Origin of the sequence: Neorhizobium galegae (assembly GCF_017877055.1) — a bacterium.
In the GTDB taxonomy this organism is placed as follows: Bacteria; Pseudomonadota; Alphaproteobacteria; order Rhizobiales; family Rhizobiaceae; genus Neorhizobium; species Neorhizobium galegae_D.
On the sequence record NZ_JAGIPG010000001.1, the window covers coordinates 214,653 to 236,005 of the forward strand.

The 21,353-nt window shown below is 60.9% G+C and carries 6 protein-coding genes; 5 read left to right on the plus strand and 1 reads right to left on the minus strand.

Annotated elements, in window-relative coordinates; all coding sequences use genetic code 11:
* The first annotated feature begins 483 nt into the window (after positions 1-483).
* From J2857_RS00915 to J2857_RS00935, 5 genes are all read left to right on the plus strand, one after another.
* Positions 484-14,328, plus strand: a complete 13,845-nt coding sequence (locus J2857_RS00915) for a DUF5801 repeats-in-toxin domain-containing protein (RefSeq protein WP_210008122.1) — start codon at positions 484-486, stop codon at positions 14,326-14,328.
* Between the two features lie 429 nt (positions 14,329-14,757).
* Entirely contained in the window at positions 14,758-16,197 is a 1,440-nt protein-coding gene (locus J2857_RS00920) for a TolC family outer membrane protein (protein ID WP_210008123.1), read from the plus strand.
* 18 nt (positions 16,198-16,215) lie between these two features.
* Positions 16,216-18,372 (plus strand): type I secretion system permease/ATPase, encoded by a 2,157-nt coding sequence (locus J2857_RS00925; protein ID WP_210008124.1) that lies wholly within the window; start codon positions 16,216-16,218, stop codon positions 18,370-18,372.
* A gap of 38 nt (positions 18,373-18,410) precedes the next feature.
* Entirely contained in the window at positions 18,411-19,661 is a 1,251-nt protein-coding gene (locus tag J2857_RS00930; RefSeq protein ID WP_210009973.1) for an HlyD family type I secretion periplasmic adaptor subunit, read from the plus strand.
* Between the two features lie 30 nt (positions 19,662-19,691).
* Positions 19,692-20,321, plus strand: coding sequence for a ribbon-helix-helix domain-containing protein (locus J2857_RS00935; RefSeq protein ID WP_245362971.1), 630 nt, complete (start codon positions 19,692-19,694; stop codon positions 20,319-20,321).
* A 40-nt stretch (positions 20,322-20,361) separates the two neighbouring features.
* Here J2857_RS00935 and J2857_RS00940 read toward each other — a convergent pair whose 3' ends face one another.
* Positions 20,362-21,339 (minus strand): transglutaminase-like cysteine peptidase, encoded by a 978-nt coding sequence (locus J2857_RS00940; RefSeq protein ID WP_245362972.1) that lies wholly within the window; start codon positions 21,337-21,339, stop codon positions 20,362-20,364.
* Between the last annotated feature and the right edge of the window lie 14 nt (positions 21,340-21,353).

A 21,353-nucleotide genomic window follows, 5' to 3' on the forward strand; every position in this document is an offset into this window, starting at 1 on the left:
ATAGTATAATTTGGCGAATTCCCCTGTGCTTTCCAATAATTTCTTGAGCAGCAAGATGTTCGTAAATTTCTCGCCCATCTTGCAGGCTTTCCAGAAGCAAATGTAGCTTTCCGGCTCCATTGAACCTTCGGCTATAGCCTACCCATCCTATTCCGACTGCGCCGCCGTCGTAGCCGGCGGGCAGACTCGGGAACCGAATCAGCTCCCTTTCACAGGCGAATCGATCGCCTGAGGCGTGAGGTCTTCAATCAGGCCCATCGGCTGATCGTAACAACCACCTCAATTATCTCTTTGGAAACCATGTTTTGCGGCCGACAGGGCAAGATGTGTGGCTTTAATACGTCTTCCGCCGCCGCAGTTAACCTTCTGTGAATAATTCCGTTCCCCGCACATAACCGGCTATATCCCGAAGGTTAAGGAAGTCTTGCTTTATATTTGGGGGCGGAGTTGATTGCGGCACAGTTTTTATTGGGGGTTAGAGTCATGTCCGTTGAAGATCCGCGCCTGTCGAACATCTCGGAAGAAAATCTGACTGAGAATTTCTCGTCGGAAATCCAGGAGGAGATCGCAGCCTCTTCTACGCCTTCTCCGATTGAGCATGAGATCCAGGTGGCGCAGGCCGGTGATGGCCGCACCCCGACGACGAACCGCATACCGACCGATCCGAATGCGCCGGCCGCTGCTCCAGCGGCCCCGGCTGCGGAAGTGACCCCGGACGCCAACAACATCGTTCACCTGGCGATGAGTGTATCGATCGACGATATCCGGGTCGATGGCGCCAACCTCATCCTGGTGCAGGCGGACGGAACCGAGATCGTCATCGTCAACGGCGCGGCCAAGATCCCGACGATGCTGATCGGCGAGGTGGAGGTTCCCCAGCAGGTGCTCTTCGCGGCGCTGGAAGACAGCGGCATCAACGTCGCAGCCGGCCCGGACGGATCTTTCAGTGCAACCGGACGCCCTGACAGCTCCGGTGCTGAATTCGACGACTCGATCCAGGGAAGCCAGAACGACCCCATTCAGCTCGCCTCGCTGCTCGGCGATACGGAATTTGGCGATGGCGGAGGGCTTGACGACCGGACGGCGGCGGACGATCAGCCGGACGCCTTCGACATGGGTTCGCCGTTCATCTTCTCCGAATCGGTTCTGGCCGATGACGTTATCGGCAACGAGACGATCACGGGCACGCTCGGTTTCGACGGCGGTGACGATTTCGGCATTGTCTCCTCGGTGAACTACCAGAGCACTTCCGACATGGCGGAAGGGACCGGCAGCGGTATTGCTGCGCCGCTCACGTCCGGCGGTCAGGCCGTCACGGTGTCGACCTCGGCCGACGGCCTGACGGTCACCGGCACGATCACCGTCGGCGAGACCACGGTGACCGTCTTCACGCTGACGGTCACCGACCCGATCACCGGCGCCTTCACCTACACGCAGTCGCAGCCGCTCGATCATCCGGATCTCGGCCAGATCGGCGCCGATGACGCCCTGCGACTGAACTTTACGTTCACAGTCACGGACAAGGACGGCGATTCCGATACCGGCTCGTTCTCGATCGAGATCGGGGATGACGGCCCGGTACAGCGCGAGGCGGGCAGCGCCTCGCTGAATGAAGATGATGTTTCGGCCTATCCTGCTACGGATGGCAGCGAGGCTGCCAAAAAAACCGGCGATATCTCGCTCGGCATTTCCTGGGGTGCGGATGCCGATACACGCAATGGCGAAGGCGACACCTTCGGCCGCTCGGTCGGTTTTGCAAACGCGGCAGGCGCGGTTCCGGCCAATGCCGAGGGCGTTTACACAAATGCCGCAGATGTCGGTCTCTCCGTCACTGGCGGGGCTCTGACCTCGGGTGGCAGTGAGCTTTATTACGTGATCACCGACCTTGGGAATGGTGGCCAGACGCTGACGGCGTATATCGATGGCTCGGAACCAGCAGCGAAGGTATTCGAGATCTCGCTGAATCCGACCTCTGCAAATGGGTCTTACACGGTCGAGATCTTCCAGGAACTGGATCATAGCTCAGACTCGGATGCGTTGACGATCTCGTTCCAGTTCCAGGGTGTCGATGCCGACGGTGATGCCGCAGCGTCCGGCACGGCTTTGATCACCATCGCCGACGATGCGCCGGTGATCGGCGCAGCCGGCGAAGGCAATGTCGACGAAGGTGGCGGTAATACCGCTCAGGGTTCGCTCGGCATTTCCTGGGGGGCGGACGACGGCAATACGAGCGTCGACGGCGGCTACGACGGCACCCAGGAGGCCGGAGACCGGTCCGTGGTCTTCACTCCGGGCGACATCTCCGACCTGCCGCCCGCAGACGGCGGTGACATGCCTGCGCCGAAGGTGGTCGATAGCTCGGCAGTTTCGACGGCTGCGGTTTCGGCATTCATGCGGGTGTGGAGCGGCGAGACCGAGATCGCGCTTGGGAACCTGACCTCAGGTGGCCAGCCGCTCGTCTACACGCTGTCGCCGGACGGCACGGTTCTGACGGCGGCCGACCAGGAGGGCGGACCGGTCTTCACCGTGACCCTCTCCGACACCGGCGCCGGCGGCTACACTTTCGAGCTTCAGGGCGTTCTCGACCATCCCGGCCACGGCGAAACCGGCAGCGAGACCGACATCCTGAGCTTCGAATTCACCTACACCGTGCGTGACGGTGATGGCGACATCGCCGAGAGCACCTTCACGGTCGACATCAAGGACGACGTTCCGGTCGCCAACGGCAGCGCTGTCGAGGTAAGGTCCGATGAGGACGACATCTCCAATTTTCTTTCGTCGGGCAACCATCCAAACGACGGAGCCGCCGACGGTTCCGCCTCGGACTTCTCGTGGATCGGACTAGGCGATGCGGCGACTGTGTCGGGTTCGATCGCCTCGGTCGTCGCCTTCGGCGCTGACGGCGCGGCAGCCGGCGGCGGTTTTGGTTTTGTCGCCGATGCAGCGGCCAAGATGCAGGCACTGGCCCTGACCTCGAAGGGCGGCACGCTCTCCTATGCGATGATCGGCGATGCCCTGGTGGCCTATGTGAATGTCGCCGGCGGGGCCGGCATCGATTGGGGCGACCGGCCGGTATTCTCCCTGACCCTCGATCATACCACCGGCGCATTTACCTACCAGCAGTACGACCAGCTCGACCACGTCGCCGGCAATGGCGAGAACACCGCCCTCAAGAGCGGATCGGGCTCGATCCCCGCCATCGACTTCGGCGCCGTGATCCAGGCGACCGACGGCGACGGCGACCATGTCGGCCTCGGCGGCAAGTTCTCGATCACCATCACCGACGACGTGCCGGAAATCGCGATCTTCACCGATGAGACGGTGACGATCGACGAAACGTCCGGCTTCCAGAACGACGACAGCGGCGCAGGCAGCATCGGCAGCCTGTTCGCCGGCGTTGGCAACCGCGGCGTGGACGCCGATCTCGGCGGGCCGATCTATGCCCGCGACGATGTGATCGATATCTCGGTCGAGGGTGGTGCGGACGACAATGTCTCCACTGCACTGACCTTACGGGTCGACGGCGGAAACGGCATCGATTCCGGCTTGATGACCACCGACGGCGCTCACATCTATCTGTACCGGGAGGGAGAAGTCGTGGTCGGCCGCGTTGGCGGTGCCAACGGTTTGGCGGCCTTTGCGATCGCCATCGACGGCGACGGCCGTGTTAGCGTGGCGGAATATCTGTCGCTGAAGCATCCGAGCAATGCCTCCCCGGATGAGGGCGTCAATCTCTCCGGGAAGATCTCGGCCGTTCTGACCGTCACCGACTACGACGGCGACGTTGTCACAAAGTCGGTTTCGATCGGCGACAAGCTCGCCTTCGAGGACGACGGCCCGCTGGCATCCGGTACAAAGGTATCGGTCACGGCCGACGAGGACGACATCTCCAACCTGCTGTCGTCCGGCAATCATCCGAACGACGGAACCGCCGACGGTTCCGCCTCGGACTTCTCGTTGCTCGGACTAGGCGATGCGGCGACCGTGTCGGGCTCGATCGCCTCGGTCGTCGCCTTCGGCGCTGACGGCGCGGCAGCCGGCGGCGGTTTTGGTTTTGTCGCCGATGCAGCGGCCAAGATGCAGGCACTGGCCCTGACCTCGAAGGGCGGCACGCTCTCCTATGCGATGATCGGCGATGCCCTGGTGGCCTATGTGAACGTCGCCGGCGGTGCCGGCATCGATTGGGGCGACCGGCCGGTCTTCTCCCTGACCCTCGATCACGCGACCGGCGCATTTACCTACCAGCAGTACGACCAGCTCGACCACGTCGCCGGCAATGGCGAGAACACCGCCCTCAAGAGCGGATCGGGCTCGATCCCCGCCATCGACTTCGGCGCGGTGATCCAGGCGACCGACGGCGACGGCGACCATGTCGGCCTCGGCGGCAAGTTCTCGATCACCATCACCGACGACGTGCCGGTTCCGTCGATCGCCACCACCGGGCTTTCGACGACGATCGACGAAACGGTCAACAATCAGTCCAACGATACCGACAACCAGGCGGTGAGATCGCTATTTACGGCGGTTGGCAATGTTGGCCACGATGCCGATATGGGCAACGCGGCGATCTTCGCGCGCAACAGCTTTGCGCTGGTCACCACGCTTTTTTCGGCGCCGGGCGCGGACGAGACGACCACGCAGGTTCTTTCCCTGGAAATTGCCAGCGCAGGGGTTGATTCCGGCCTGGCGACGACCGGCGGCAAGTCGATCTTCCTGTTCCAAGAGGGCGGGTTGATCGTCGGTCGCTTCGACTCAGACGGCAACGGAACCCCGGATACCGCGGCATTCGCGGTCGCCATCGACCAGACCGGTCGCGTCAGCGTTGCTCAATATGTGTCGCTGCATCAGGGCGATCCGACTACTTCCAACGAAACTGTCGATCTGGGCAACAAGATCTCGGCGGTCGTCACGGCCACCGATTACGACGGTGACGTCGTCAGGGACACGGTGTCGATCGGCAGCCATATCCGCTTTGCCGATGACGGTCCGCTGGCATCCGGCGCGAAGGTATCGGTCACGGCCGACGAGGACGACATCTCCAACCTGCTGTCGTCCGGCAATCATCCGGATGACGGAACCGCTGACGGTTCCGCCTCGGACTTCTCGTTGCTCGGACTAGGCGATGCGGCGACTGTGTCGGGCTCGATCGCCTCGGTCGTCGCCTTCGGCGCTGACGGCGCGGCAGCCGGCGGCGGGTTCAGCTTTGTCGCCGATGCAGCGGCCAAGATGCAGGCACTGGCCCTGACCTCGAAGGGCGGCACGCTCTCCTATGCGATGATCGGCGATGCCCTGGTGGCCTATGTGAATGTCGCTGGCGGTGCCGGCTTCGATTTGCTCACCGACCGGCCGGTCTTCTCCCTGACCCTCGATCAGGCCACCGGCGCATTTACCTACCAGCAGTACGACCAGCTCGACCACGTCGCCGGCAATGGCGAGAACACGGCCCTCAAGAGCGGATCGGGCTCGATCCCCGCCATCGACTTCGGCGCCGTGATCCAGGCGACCGACGGCGACGGCGACCATGTCGGCCTCGGCGGCAAGTTCTCGATCACCATCACCGACGACGTGCCGGAAATCGCGATCTTCACCGATGAGACGGTGACGATCGACGAAACGTCCGGCTTCCAGAACGACGACGGCGGCGCGGGCAGCATCGGCAGCCTGTTCGCCGGCGTTGGCAACCGCGGCGTGGACGCCGATCTCGGCGGGCCGATCTATGCCCGCGACGACGTGATCGATATCTCGGTCGAGGGCGGTGCGGACGACAATGTCTCCACTGCACTGACCTTACGGGTCGACGGTGGAAACGGCATCGATTCCGGCTTGATGACCACCGACGGCGCTCACATCTATCTGTACCGGGAGGGAGAAGTCGTGGTCGGCCGCGTTGGCGGTGCCAACGGTTTGGCGGCCTTTGCGATTGCCATCGACGGCGACGGCCGTGTTAGCGTGGCGGAATATCTGTCGCTGAAGCATCCGAGCAATGCCTCCCCGGATGAGGGCGTCAATCTCTCCGGGAAGATCTCGGCCGTTCTGACCGCCACCGACTACGACGGCGACGTTGTCATCAAGTCAGTTTCGATCGGCGACAAGATCGCCTTCGAGGACGACGGCCCGAGCGTCGGCGCAAACAGCGCCGTATGGGTAGACGACGACGATGTCGCAGGCGCCAATGGCAATGCCGGCGGCACGGGAGATCATTCCCTGGCAAACACCGCCGGCGTACTTTCCCACGACTTCGGCGCTGACGGAGGGGCGATCGCCTGGAAGACGACAGGTGCGCCCATCGGCTTCAGCTACGTGCGTGACGGCGATGCCCTGCTGGTCAAGCAGGGTCTTACCACTGTCATGACGATCACGCTCGATACGGCGACCGGCGCCTATACGGTTACCCAGAACGCCGCGATCGACCATCCGGTGGGTAACAACGAGAATGAGGTGTCGTTCAACCTCACCTATACCGTGACCGACGGCGACGGCGATCATGTCGATGGTACGTTGACGATCAATGCCGACGACGACACGCCGGTTTCCACCGGTGTGATCGGCACCGGCGCGATCACCGAAAGCGCTGCAGGGGGTTCGATTGCAGGCGAGCTTTCCGCCTTGGTGTCGCCGGGCGCCGACGGCATCGGACGCTACTCTGTCGAAACCACCGGTTTGTCCTCCAGCCTGACTTCGCTGACTTCCGGCGGTGTCGCCCTTACCTATTCCATCGTGGGCAACGCCCTGGTGGCGAAAGCCGGCACAGCCACGATCTTCACCTTCAACGTCGATCCCGCCACCGGCCATTATTCCTTTGCGCAGACTGGTCCGCTCGATCATGCAGACACCGTGGTCATCGGCGGCGTATCGATACCGGCTGCCGCTCTCGGTGCAGTTGGCAGTCATGCGGCTGTGCCCGACATCGGTGGCAACGACCTCGCCTTCGAGGGACGCATGCCGGACGGCGACGTGATCATCCGCGTCAGCAATTCTGGCAATACCCCAGTCACCTGGACGCTGGACAACAATAACCCCGGTGGAACGGACTATGTTCTCAACATCCCGGCCCACACCACCTGGTATGTGAATGTCGGCAACGTCCCGAACCAGACGAAGTTCGATCTTGACGGTGACGGTTCGTCACAGAATACCGTTGTCAACGGTGGCCATTCGATCACCTTCGTCGATGGCGACAGCGCGCTGGCGCTGGATCTTTCCTCCGCGGTCACGGTGACCGACGGCGACGGCGACAGCGTGGCGCTCAACGGTCAGTTGATCGTGACCGTTACCGATGGCGTGCCGACGATCGGCGTCAACGCATCCGGAATGGTTGAAGAAGGTGGCACGGAAACCATCACGGCCGCCCTGACCGGCCTCAACTGGGGTGCGGATGCCGGCAGCGCGCGCACGCTTTCCTTCACGGGGAGTGTCGCGACAAAGGATCAAAACGGAGCTTCGGTGACGACGCTCAGGTCGAATGGCAATCCGGTGACGATCGCCGTCATCGGTGGTGTGCTTACCGGGTTCACCGGTTCTGCCAACCCGCCGGCGCTGGACCATATCGTCTTTACAGCATTGCTCAATGCTGCGACCGGCGGCTACACCTTCTCGCTGCTTCAGCCGCTGGATCATACGGCTCCGAATGCGACGAGCCAGTATCTCGATTTGGCCCTCGGCTTCACTGCAACCGACGCGGACGGCGACGCCGCCTCTTCGACGGTTACCGTCCGCGTCGATGCCGCTGGCTCGATCGGCTCGATCAATTATTCCAATCTCTCCACCAGCGTGTTCGTCAACCTTGACGCTGCTGCGCATACCGTCCTCGGACAGACTGTTGCCGGTGACCGGGCAACCGACGGGTCTCTTGTCACCGACAAGATTATCGGCATCGACAATGTGACCGGCGTCAACGATGCGATGGGCGGCTCTGCCGACGACGTTCTCATCGGCGGCGACGAAGCCAACAAGCTCATCGGCAATGGTGGCAGCGATTATCTGGATGGCGGCCTCGGCGCCGACATTCTCGACGGCGGCGAAGGTAACGACACCTTCATTCTCGGCGCGGATGTCACCGGTTCCGGTACCCGCGACATTCAGCTTGGCGATGGCAGCCTCCTGGCGGTCAATATCGCTGGTCTTGCCGGCACTGCCGACAAGGTCATCGGCGGTACGGGAATTGACACGATCGTCCTCGAGCGGGACGGCAAATCGGGCTTCGTGGCCGATTACAGCACGGCTCCGGATTATCTCTCCGGCGTCGAGAAGATCGTCGGTACCGATGGCAACGACGTCATTCTTCTGGCTGCCGGCTCCACTGCGGACGGCGGACCGATCACGATCGAAGGCGGCGAGGGCAATGACACCCTCGGCGGTTCGAATTCGGCGGATATCATCAACGGCGGCACAGGCAACGACCTGATCTCCGGCCTTGGCGGTAACGACCTTCTCAAGGGTGGTGCCGGCAACGACAAGATCTGGGGCGGGGCGGGCGACGATACGATCGACGGCGGCGACAACACGGACAATATCACCGGCGGCCTCGGTAACGATGCGATCAATGGCGGAGCAGGTGGCGATACCTTCAACTATACCGTCGGCGACGGCACCGACACCATCAACGACGACAGCGGAATGGATCTTCTGATCGCCAATGGCAGCGCCAACGGTGAGCAGGCAGTCCTTTCGGTAACAGCGACCGGTTTCACCGTGGACGTCGATGGCGATGGCACCGTGGACGTCACCACCAGCAACGTCGAATCGGTCATCCTCAACCAGATGGGCGGTGCCGACAAGATCACCCTGCGCGCACTGGATAACGCCGAAACGATCACGATCGAGGGCAACGCCAATCTTCTGCAGATCCATGGCAACGGCATTCCGTCGATTTCAGGGATCAGCACCTCCGAGGTGAAGATCGAAGCTAATGGCGGCAATGACGTCATCAACGCTAGTGCGCTCGACGCCTCGGTCTCCCTGACCGTGGACGGCGGTGAAGGCGACGACACCATTACGGGCTCGGCCGGTGCCGATACCATTTTCGGTGGTGCGGGCAACGACACGATCATCTACAAGGTGGGCAGCGGTGCCGACGTCATCGACGGCGGTAAGGAAGCCGGCTCGACCTTCCCGAACTACGACGTCCTGAAGATCGACGGCGATGCCGAGAGCCGCACCTTCACGATCGGCAAGTCGAGCCTGGCGGATCCGCAAAATGTTGCGCCGGCCGACGATCGGCCGGACGTGCTGGTCACCTATAGCGGCACCGGCGGAACGACCGTGCGGGCCGACGAAATCGAAGGCATCGAAATCACCCTGCATGCAGGCGGCGGCACGATCAATGTCGGCGATCTCTCCGGCACCGCCATCGAACCTTCGACCATCGTCATCAATGGCGGCGCCGGCAACGACACCATCAACCTGACCAATCTCGCAGGAACCAAGGTGGTCGTCACCGATGAAGACGACACCACCGGCGGCGACATAGATACGATGATCCTGGCCGGCAAGTGGGTCGACTACGACATCGTCCGGGCAACCGACGGCACCTTCACCTTCAGCCGCGGCGGCATCGTCGTGGCGACGGCGAAGAACATCGAGCAGTTCACCTTTGCTGGTGAGAACAACGGCAACGGCGGCACCGTGCAGGCCATCGAGCTCATCAACGATGCGCCACACGCCATAGCCGACACCAATGCGGGCGATCCGGTGATCGAGGCTGGCGGCATTGCCAACGGCACGGACGGTGACGCTTCGGCAACCGGCAATGTGCTGGCCAACGATAACGATGCCGATTTCTTCGACACCAAGATGGTGACGTCGATCCGGTTCGGGAACGGCGCGACGACGGCCGTCCCCGACAACAATGGCGATGTCACGGTCGCCGGCACCTACGGCACGCTGACCATCCATGCGGACGGCAGCTATGCTTACGCGCTGGACAACAATGACGCCGACACCCAGGCCCTTGCCCAGAACGCCAGCGTCAACGAAGTCTTCACCTACGGCATGAAGGATGCCCATGGCCTGACCTCCACGGCCTCGCTGACGATCGCTATCACCGGCACCGGCGATGCGACGGTCGTTGACCTGAACGGCGCTGCTGCCGGAAACGATACGGCGACCAATGCCGTGGAACAGATGCCGCAGCAATTCGCCTGGCAGGCAAGCCTTGCGGATGTCGACTCTTCGACGCTGCAGTCGATGACGGTGACGCTTGCCCATAACCTTGATGGAGCAAGCGAGACGCTCTTCCTCAACGCGACGGCAACCGCCGCCGCCGCGGGCTTGACCGTTGGCTACAATTCAGCCACCGGCGTGCTGTCGATCACCGGTGCGGCATCGATCGCCACCTATGAGACGATCCTCAAGAACATCGTCTACCAGGACAACAGCGACAACCCGGATACCTCGGTCGACCGCACCCTGACCGTCGTGGTCAACGATGGGGTTTCCGATAGTGCGCCGCAGGTCGCCACCATCCAGATGATCGCCATCAACGATGCGCCGGTATTGGCCGGCACGCTGAGTGCGGTCGTCGCCGAGGGTGGCAGCCACGTCCTCACTTTCGCCGAACTCGGTTATACCGATCCGGACGATATCGATGGCGGCGTGGTCTTCCAGGTCTCCGGCGTGACGCACGGGGTCATCACCAATGGCGGAGCCCCGGCAACGTCGTTCACCGCCGCCGAACTCAAGGCCGGCTTGATCAGCTACACCCACGACGGTTCGGAGGGTCCGACCGCGTCCTTCTCGGTCAAGGTCGAGGATGGCAACGAGGACAACTCGGTACCCGGCACCGGCACATTCAACTTCACCGTGACGCCGGTCAATGATGCCCCGGTGGCGCACAACGACATCTATTTCATCGACGAGGATACTACCCTCTCGGGCGTCAACGTATTGACGAATGACACGGATGCGGATGGCGATACCCTCATCAGGGTTGGCAATATCACGGTTGGGGGGCAACCCGCTGCATCCGCATCGCTGGAGACAGGCGGCGCCTTTACCTATCATGCGGGGGCAAACGAGAGCGGTTATTCGGTCATCGGCTACACCGTTTCCGACGGCAATCTCACGAGCCAGGCAACGATCACCGTCAATATCCGTCCGATCGCGGACGCCGCTACCATCTCTGGCTCCGGCTCCGGCAGCGAAGGTAGTGCGGCCGCCATCGGGCTCAACATCGCCCTTGGCGACGCTGACGGTTCCGAAAAGGTCACGAAGATCGCACTGTCCGGCTTCCCGGAGGGCGCGACCTTCAGCCAGGGTTCGCTGGTGAACGGGATCTGGGTCATCGAGGATGCCGCCGGGGTCGATACCAGCGGCCTGACGATGAGCGCGCCGCATGATTTCGCCGGTAACTTCAACCTGGGTGTTACGGCAACGATTGTCGACAGCGCCATGCTGACCAATGGCCTGACCACGAATACCGGGTTTTCGACCGGTTCGATCGGGGGCACCATCACGGCGGTGAACGATGGCCAGGCGACGGTCTCGATTTCCGACAGCACTCCGGCGACCCCGCCGACGGTCGGCGACACTCTGCACGCCACGCTGGGTTCCGACCCGGACGGCGCGGCGAGCAACGTCGTCCACACTTGGCTGCGTGACGGCACTGCTTTCGGTGCAACCACGGCGGATTACACGCTTACGGCCGCCGATGTCGGGCACCAGATATCGGTCCGGACCACCTATGTTGACGGTCAGAACTTCAGCGAGACGGTCACCAGCGGTGCAACCGCAGCCGTAATCACCAACAACCATGCGCCGGTTGCCGTAAACGATACGCTGTCGTTCGGCGGCGGAGCGACCCCGGCTCCAAGTGGCACGGGCTGGTCGCTCAACGCGGATAACGGCCACTACTACAAGGTCGTCAATTCGCAGGTAAGCTGGTCGACGGCCGCGAATAACGCGGAAAGTGCCGGTGGCTATCTGGCGACGGTTACCAGTGCCGGAGAGAACGCCTTTATTCAGTCGCTGATGGGAGCCAACAAATTTTACTGGCTTGGCGCGTCTGACGCCGGGACTGAAGGCGTTTGGAAATGGGTCACCGGTCCGGAAGCCGGCACGACCTTCTGGACGACCACGAATGTCAACGCCAATGGGGTTCAAGGTACGGCTTCAGGCTTCAACTCCTGGCCACTCGCCGCTACTCCCGGTTATGTTTATGAGCCAAACGACAATTGGGGCATAGGCGAAGACTATCTTCTCGCCCGCAAGGACGGCTGGTGGAACGATGGCACTAGCTCGAGCAGCGGTTCCAACGGCTATGTCATCGAAGTTGGCGGCGCCATCACCAATGGTGGCATATCCGAGGACGTTACCAAGACATTCGCTGCCACGCTGCTAACCGCCAACGACACTGATGCCGATGGCGACTCCCTGACGGTGACTTCCGTTACCAACAGTGCCGCCGGTGCCACCGTCACCTTGAATAACGACGGGACAGTTAGCTTCAATGCGTCTTCCTCCGGCACGCTGCAGGCGCTGGCTGCCGGCCAAACAGCGACTGATACCTTCTCCTATACGATCAGCGATGGTCATGGCGGCACCTCGACGGCAACGGCGACGATCACGATAAACGGTGTCAACGACGCAGCGGTGATCAGCGGCGTGAGTGTAGGGTCGGTTACCGAAGCCGTCACCGGCGGCTCGGCAGGCATGCCGACCTTCACCGGCGATCTGAATTCGACGGACGTCGATGGGGTCGCAGATAGCTGGACCGTCGTGAATACCGCGACGGCTACATCTAACGGTTACGGCACCTATACGATCGATGCGACCGGGCATTGGACCTATTCGTTGGACAATGCCAACTCGACCGTCAACGCGCTGAATGCAGGCGGTCAGCTGACTGATACGTTCACCGTCACGACGGCGGACGGGACAGCAAAACTGGTAACGGTGACGATCAATGGAGCAACGGATCCGGTGCTTCCGGCGACGGCAAATGTCTACAATATTGGTACAGGTGGTGCAGGGAACGCTGCCGGCTCGGCCTATGTCCTGAATGGCACCGGAGCCACGACCGCCTTCGTCAAATCGAATGATCCCGACATCACAGACGCGTCGCACAACCCGTCGATCACCATCAAAGCGGAGGCGTCGCCCGGCCAGGTGGACTATTACAAGTTCGTCGTCACTCAAAGTGGAACCGTCGTCACCTTCGACATCGATCACACCGGCATGGACACCTGGATACGTATCCGCAATTCTGCGAACAACACCACCATTGCTGAAAATGACCAGGGCAACCCGGTCGATGGCGGCAGCAGCTCGGACAACGAATCCTACCTGTCAGCGACTTTGAATGCAGGAACTTACTATCTTCAGGTAGGAAAAGCTGTGTATGTCGGCGGCGGAAACTATGTTTTTGGCAACTTTGACACTTCTGCGCAATCCTACGAACTTCAGGCCTCCATCAAGGCGCCTGGTCAGGATCCCATCATCCTCGACCTCGACCACAACGGCTTCACCTTCACCTCGGTCGAAGACGGCGTGAAGTTCGATATCGATGCCGATGGCCACAAGGATCAGGTTGCCTGGACCAAGACCGACGGCATCCTTGCCTTTGACGTCGACGGCAACGGCAAGATCGACAACGGTTCGGAAATCTTCACCCCGAACTTTGCCGGTGGCGCTCATGCCGGCGGTGTGGCCGCGCTTTCGACGCTTGACGTCAATCATGACGGCAAGATCGATGCGTCCGATACCGGCTTCGACAAGCTGCTGGTCTGGCAGGACGCCAATGGCAACGGCATCAGCGATGCCGGCGAGCTCAAGGGCCTCCACGACTACGGCATCACCGGCATCTCGCTCGATGCCGACAGCGCGGAAGGTTATATCGACGGCCAGGCGCTGTTTGCTGAGGGCTCGTTCACCTATGCCGACGGTTCGACCGGTTCCTTCGTCGAGGTCGGGTTCGACACTCTGTTCAGCGATGCGCCTGACCACGTGCTGGTCGGGACTGACGGTGACGATATCCTCGCCGCCATGCCGGGTCTGACGCAGATGACCGGCGGTGCCGGCGCGGATACGTTCGTGCTCGATCCTTCGGCGCTGCACGAACTCGACATGGCCGACATCATCACCGACTACAAGTCGAGCGAAGGCGATGCGGTCGATGTCTCGAAGCTTCTCGACACCCTGCTTGGCCATCAGGCAAGCGGTGAAGAGGCTGCTGCGAATGTTCGCACCACGATCGCCGGTAATGACACGACCGTCAGCGTCCAGGTCGCGACCGACAGCTGGAAGGACGTCGCCGTGCTTCAGAACCACACAGAAGCCGTCAAGATCCTCTTCGACGACGACAAGCACTCGGCGAACATTTCGCACGTATAAAGTGAACGTTGTTGCAAGTCGAAACCAGAGAAAAGGCGCGGAAGCGCCTTTTCTTGTTTAAGTAATGTCTTGTAAAAGAATTTGAACCGGAGAGGACTGTTCTAGATTTATACAATTAGTGGGCGTGGAACGAGTGTATCCGTGCACAGGGAAGAGCGGTCTCCATGTGTCTCGGCGGCTACACAAGAGGTAAATGTATACGCCTGAGAAAGCGGAGGGGATCATCTGCTTTTGCGTCCAATCAGTTGGTTTTATAAATTTTTTATTAAAAAACAAATGGATGCATGGTTTCCATTTGGTAATTAACCCTAGGATGATGAATATCGGAAGCAGGCTTGGGTCACTGAATTAGAAATGATAATACTTCCCAACGAAATCGCCGCAGTATATGAATGCCGGGATGGGATTTAATCGGCGAGGGGCTTCCGATTGTTTAAGGGCACAAGAATTTTAACGACACTGCTGGCGACCGTAGCCTTGGGGGTTGTGTTTAACGCACCTGCCAACGCAATGACGCTCGATGAGGCGGTGGCAAAGACTCTCAAGACCAACCCGCAAATCATGCAGGCGGTAGAAAACCGTGAAGCGGTCGAGTTCGAGCTGCGGCAGGCGCGAGGTCTTTATCTTCCTTCCATAGATTTGCAGGCAGGTGTAAGCCGACGTAGACTGTCAAACAGCAGTACTGGCACGCTGACCCGTGACTACGAAAACTTCAAAGGCTCCGATGCGAGCCTGACGATTACTCAAACGTTGTTTGATGGCGGCAGCCGCCGCTCTCAGGTCGAGCAGCAGGCATCGCGCGTAGACGGCGCTTCGTTCCGCGTCGTTGAGCGGTCCGAGTCGCTGGCTCTTCAGGTTACTCAAGATTATCTTGAGTATATCCTGCAGTCCAAGATTGTCGGTATCGCCCAGCAGAACGTCGCTATCCACAGCCAGATTCTCGGCGATATCGGCGCCAGCATCCAGGGTGGTGCGCTGACCGACGCCGACCGTCTGCAGGGCCGTGAGCGCCTCGAGGCGGCACGTGCCCGGTTGCGCGAAGCCCAGGAAGAGCTGGAACTCACGAAGATTCGCTTCCTGAAGACGGTCGGGGAGCCGATCGGTCCGGTCAAGGTGCCGGTATCGCTCGCGAAGTTCATTCCGAAGACGCTCAACGACGCGATCTTCATCGCCAAGAAGAATAGCCCGCAGATTCACGCGGCCGATGCCGACGTCGATGCGGCGGACGCAGGCGTTCGCGGTTCGCGCGCCAACTATCTCCCGAAGGTCGACCTTCAGGGTAGCGCGCGTGTCGGCAACGACATCGATGGCAACCAGGGCAATACCAACGATGTTCAGGTTGGTGTGACCGCCCGCTGGAACCTCTATCGCGGCGGTATCGACCAGGCTCGCGAGCAGGAGCAGATCCGTCGCGCCAGCGAGCAGCGTTACGGTCTGGCGCAGGCCCATCGCGAGGTTGAGGAATCCATCCGCTCCGCATGGAACGAGCGCAGCGGCCGCGGCGAACTGTCGACGATCCTGGCGCGCCAATCCTCGACGAACGGCAGCCTCGTTTCCTCGTATCGCGAGCAGTTCAAGGTCAACCAACGTTCGCTTCTCGACGTGCTGGATGCCCAGAACACCCGTTTCAACACCAGCATTCTTGCGGAAACCGCACGATTTGCTTCGCTTTTCGCCGAATACAAGATCTTGGCCGCATCGGGCAGCCTGCTTCAGTCGATGAAGCTGAAGCCCGTTGGTCAGGCTGAGGCGTATGCCCGGAATGAGTTTGCTGTCCCGGGTGGCGTCACGAATCCTGGCTATGTCGAAGTTGACTCCCGTCAAAAGGCTGGCATGCCCATGGATCTCCTGGCGCCGATCCGACAGTAACGGATTGGCAAGGACCAAATGCTCAACGTAAAGCTCGACCACGCAGACACTACGCCGTTTCGGACATTTAAAACTGCATTCAGGTCTGTTGCGAGTTTTTACGGGCGTCCAACGTCAGACATCGTCCTGTTCTCCGGATTGCCGGACGAGATTTCCGAATCTCTTGAACTGGACGATGTCGAGCATCTTGCCCAGCGCATCGGACTGGAAGTCATCCGTCACGGCGAACGCGAGTGTCGCGAGGGCAATTTCGACTGTCCCGCCATCATCGTCTTCGAGAACGGCGGTGTGCTGCCGCTGCTGGAAGCCGATGTCGATGGAAACTACGTCACAGACCTGGTTCCGGCGTCGGGAAATCCCGTCAAGCTGACGCGTCAGGAGCTCGTGGCGCTAAAGCCGAGCTTCGGCTTTGCCTTCACGCTTTATTATCAGAACGCGTCCGACAATGCCTCGGTCGGCGAGGCCGGGGAAATCGAGCGCCGCCACTGGTTGTTACGAGCGCTAGTTCCCTATTGGCGCACCTATATGCGCGTCATCATGGCAGCGCTGTTCATCAACCTGATCGCGCTCGGCTCGCCGCTGTTCACGATGAACGTCTACGACCGCGTGCTTCCCAACAAGGCGTTTCCGACGCTCTGGGTGCTCGCCATCGGCATCACGCTTGCCTACACGTTCGATTTCCTCCTGAAGACCGCCCGCGCGGCACTCATCGATCATGCCGGACGAAACGCGGATCTGCGCCTTTCCCAGATGATCTTCGACAAGGTGCTGAATTCGACGCTCGCGTCGCGTCCGCTGTCGACGGGCGAATATGCCAACCGCGTCACGCAGTACGAATTCGTCCGCGAGTTCTTCACGTCCAACACGGTCGGCCTGCTGATCGACACGGCGTTCGTGTTCATTTTCCTGATCGTGATCTACATGCTGTCAGGCTGGCTTGTGGTGATCCCGGCCGTGGCGCTGGTGCTGTCCGTGCTGATCGGCCTGCATGCCCAGGCCAAGATCGGCCACCGCATGGCGGCCGCCACCAACGAAGCATCGCGCCGGCAGTCGCTGCTGGTCGAGACGATTTCGACGATCGAGACGGTGAAGAGCCTTCGCGCCGAAGCGGGCATGCTGCGTCGCTGGCAAGAGCTGATGAAGCTTTCGAGCCGCACCAGCGAGGAAATCAAGCATGTCTCCTCGAATGCCGTAAACCTCACCAATCTTGTCCAGCAGATGGTCAGCGTTCTGATCGTGATTGCCGGCACCTACGAGTTTTCCGAAGGTCATCTGGCAATGGGCGCGATCATCGCCACCGTCATGCTGGCAGGCCGCGCGGGGGCGCCGCTTGGCCAGATCGCCATGGCGCTTGCCCGTTTCCGGCAGGCGATGACGTCGCTCAAGATCCTCGATAAGATCATGGAGCAGCCGGAGGACCGTCCGTCCACGGTGGGTTTCGTGAATCGCGAGATCAAGCGGGGCGGCTTCAGCTTCCAGAACGTCTCCTTTCAGTATCCGGGATCTGACTACAAGGTCATCAATCAGCTCTCGCTGACCGTCGCTCCCGGCGAGCGGGTCGGGATCATCGGCCGCATCGGCTCGGGCAAGACGACGCTCGGCCGCCTTCTCGACGGCCTCTTCCTGCCGTCCGATGGTCGCCTGCTGATCGATGGCGTCGATATCCGCCAGTATCACATGTCGGAAGTCCGCTCGGCGGTCGCGGTGGCCGGGCAATCTTCCGATCTGTTCTCGGGGACGGTGAAGGAAAACCTGCTGATCGGCCGTGCCGATGCGTCGGACGAGGAATTGCTCCATGTGTCGCGCATGACCGGCGTCGACGAGTTCGTTTCCAACCATCCGCGCGGTTTCGACATGCCGGTCGGCGAACGCGGCAGCAATCTCTCAAGCGGCCAGAAACAGGCTCTGGCGATTGCCCGCCTGCTTCTGACCAAGCCCAAGATCGTATTCCTCGACGAGCCTTCGGGCGCCATGGATCTTGCAAGCGAGCGCCATCTCCTCGCCAAACTCTCGACCGCATTCAGCCGCGAGACGACGCTGCTGATCGCCACGCACCGCTTCAGCATGCTGGAACTGTGCGACCGGCTGGTGGTGATCGACAAGGGCCGCATCGTTGCCGACGGCCCGAAGGCGGCCGTGCTCGAGGCGATGCAGCGCAAGGGAGCAAAGCCGTGAGCAGAGGCGTTCACGACAATCCCCCGTTCTTCGCCCGCATGCTGGTCGGCCTGGTGGCGGCCTGCATGGCGACGTTCCTCGCCTGGGCAGCGCTTGCGGAAATCGACGAGATCGCCCGCGGCGAAGGCAAGGTCATTCCCGTTTCCAAAACGCAGATCATCCAGTCGTCTGAAGCCGGCGTCGTCCAGGAGATAGCCGTCCAGGTCGGCCAGATTGTCCGCAAGGGCGATCTGATCGTTCAGCTGAACAATACGACGACCGAATCCACGCTCGGCGAATCTGTTGCCAAGGCGAGGGCGCTCGGCGCCAAGATTGCACGCCTGCAGATGGAAGAAAAAGGCGAATACGACCAGCCGTTCGTATGTCCGGCGGATGTCCTGGCGGTCGCCAAGAACGTCTGCGACAACGAAGATCGGCTGTTCCAGGCCAACAAGGCCAGCTACAAGAACAAGTTCGATGTGCTTCAGGAGCGCATGAAGCAGCGGCAGAACGAACTCAGCGAAGCCAATGCCAATATCGATCGGCTTGAACAGAATATCGCCTCGTCGATGCGGCAGCGCGATCTTTACGGACCTCTGGCAAAAAAAGGACTGGTCTCGCAGACGCAGCTTCTGACGATCGAAAGCCAGCTTACGGACCAGCAAGGCCAGCTCAGGGTCTATCAGGAAAGCCTGATACGCCTTCGTGGTGCCGTCGAAGAAGCAAAGCTCCAGGTCGGGGAAATTTCGTTGGCTATCCGCCAGCAGGCCCTGACCGACAAGGCACAGGCCCTCGCGGAGCTCTCCGTCATCGACGAAACGATCCGCGGTGCTTCGGACCGCGTCAAGCGCACCGATATTCGCTCTCCGGTCGATGGCATCGTCAATACCCTGGAAGTCAATACGATCGGCGCCTATGTGGATCCGGGCCGTGTGGTTGCCGGCATCGTTCCGACGGCCGACACGCTGCTGATCGAAGCCCGCATATCACCCCGCGATGTCGCATTCGTCCGCCGCGGGCAGCCGGCCATCGTCAAGATCACGGCCTATGATTTCGCGATCTTCGGCGGGCTTGACGGCGAAGTGACCAACGTTTCAGCCGACAGTATCGTTGAGAAGGAAAAGGGCGAGACCTACTACCTCGTCCAGGTCAAGACCAACAAGTCCGAGCTGGAACGCAACGGCAAGTCCTATCCGATCATTCCTGGCATGATTGCGTCCGCCGAAATCATGACGGGCCGCAAGACAGTCCTCAGCTATCTCATGAAGCCTATCAATCGGGCGCGTTCCGATGCGCTTACCGAACGGTAGAGCCCTCCAATGAAATCAGGTGCGCTTTCAATGTCCGGCATCGAACCTGCGGGCGATCCGCTGCCGATTATCGACAAGGAAGAAGTCGAGCCGCGTTTTCGCGCGGTTGTCGCGCGCAATGGCGAGCGCCGTGGTATCAGGCTTGAGAAGATCTATTGGGAAGGCCTCAGCCGCATGTCGGCGGCAGGCAAGATAACCACCGGCGACCTGGTTCAATACACTGCGGCTCAGATGCCGGAGGCGGGCAATCTCACCTCGCTGCTGCGCGTCCTCAGCCTCAAATGGGCGCTTGGACGGCTTGCGACGGTCGAGGATGTCTCGTCGCTCGAAAATCTCGGTGCGCTGGTTCAGGCATCGCCGTCCCCGACGGTCGTGCTGACACGTGAAAAGCGACTGCAGTTCTTCAACGAACCGTTTCTTGTCATGCTTCGGCAGCGGTTGGTGGGGGAGGATCCGTCGCAGCTGATGAAGACCCTGAAGTTCTCGATCGACACGCAGATCGAAGACGCAATGGATACGCTGCAGATGAACCGCGGCAAGACCTTGAATACCGGTTTCACGATTTCCTGCGCCAGACAGGTCATCAAGGGGCAGATCAACCTGGCCCTTGCCCCGGCACACGAAAAGCCGATGCTGATCGGCTATATTTCCCGTTATTGACGTCCAGAGCCGGAACGCATCGCATTCCGGCCCGGAAAGCTCAGAAATTTACACCTTCGCCTGGCGCAATCTTTTCCAGCGGCGTTGCCATCGCGACGTTCTGGTCCTTGCGGCGGGAGCCGTGCAGGAAACCCTTGCCGCCCTTGATCGAATAGAGCGGCATGTAGTCGGGAAGCTGCGTATCCAGGAGAACCTGGTTGCGCATGTTGTCGAGGATGAAGAACTTGCCGCCGGCTTCGACCGAAAGGACGGCGTGGTAGAAGTGCCGCTTCTGGTCGAACAGGACGACGATCGACATCTGGTCGGGGTCGACGCCTTCCGCGCGAAGTGCTGCCATTTTCAGGATCGCGAAATCTTCGCAATCGCCCTGCTGCTGGCTCAGCGTTTCCCGGGGCGTGCTCCAACGGTCGGTAACCTTGTAGGCGTCCTGGTCGGTGCGGTAGCGGATGGACTGGTTCACCGCGGCATTGACGGCGTTGAGCTTGTCGCGGATCGATGATTGCGACGTGTTCAGACCGACGAGCTGGATGGCGGCGAAGGCCGGGCTGCAGCCTTTGCCGTTGCATTTCACCGCGGTGCCGCTGTCCATTTCTTCGAGGGCGGGCGCGAGCTTCTTCAAGGCGGCAAGGCGCTTGAAGGGGATGGCGATCGTATCGAACACGGCGCCATTGGGCGCCGTCGGCTCTACGCGCTTGGATGATGACATGTCGGCCGGCTTGATTGCGACCTCGACTACGTTCGCAGGCCTCGCCGCGGGCAGAGCGATCGTCGAGCCGAGCTGGCTGAATGTCTGAAATGCTGCGGCAACCTGTACGTTCCGGAACGCAAGCGAAGCCATGATGGAGAGCGGTGTCGGAAGATATTCCAGGACGTGGCTTCCGATAACTGCTACGCCGGCTCCAGTATTGACCGAAGGCGTTTCGCTTGTAATCGGAGCGGAGATTGCCACGGAAGCAATGAATGGTAATGTGAGAGCTGTAGCGATTGCGACTTTCAGGGTATTCTTCTTGTTCGCCATTTTTTATCTCCCTT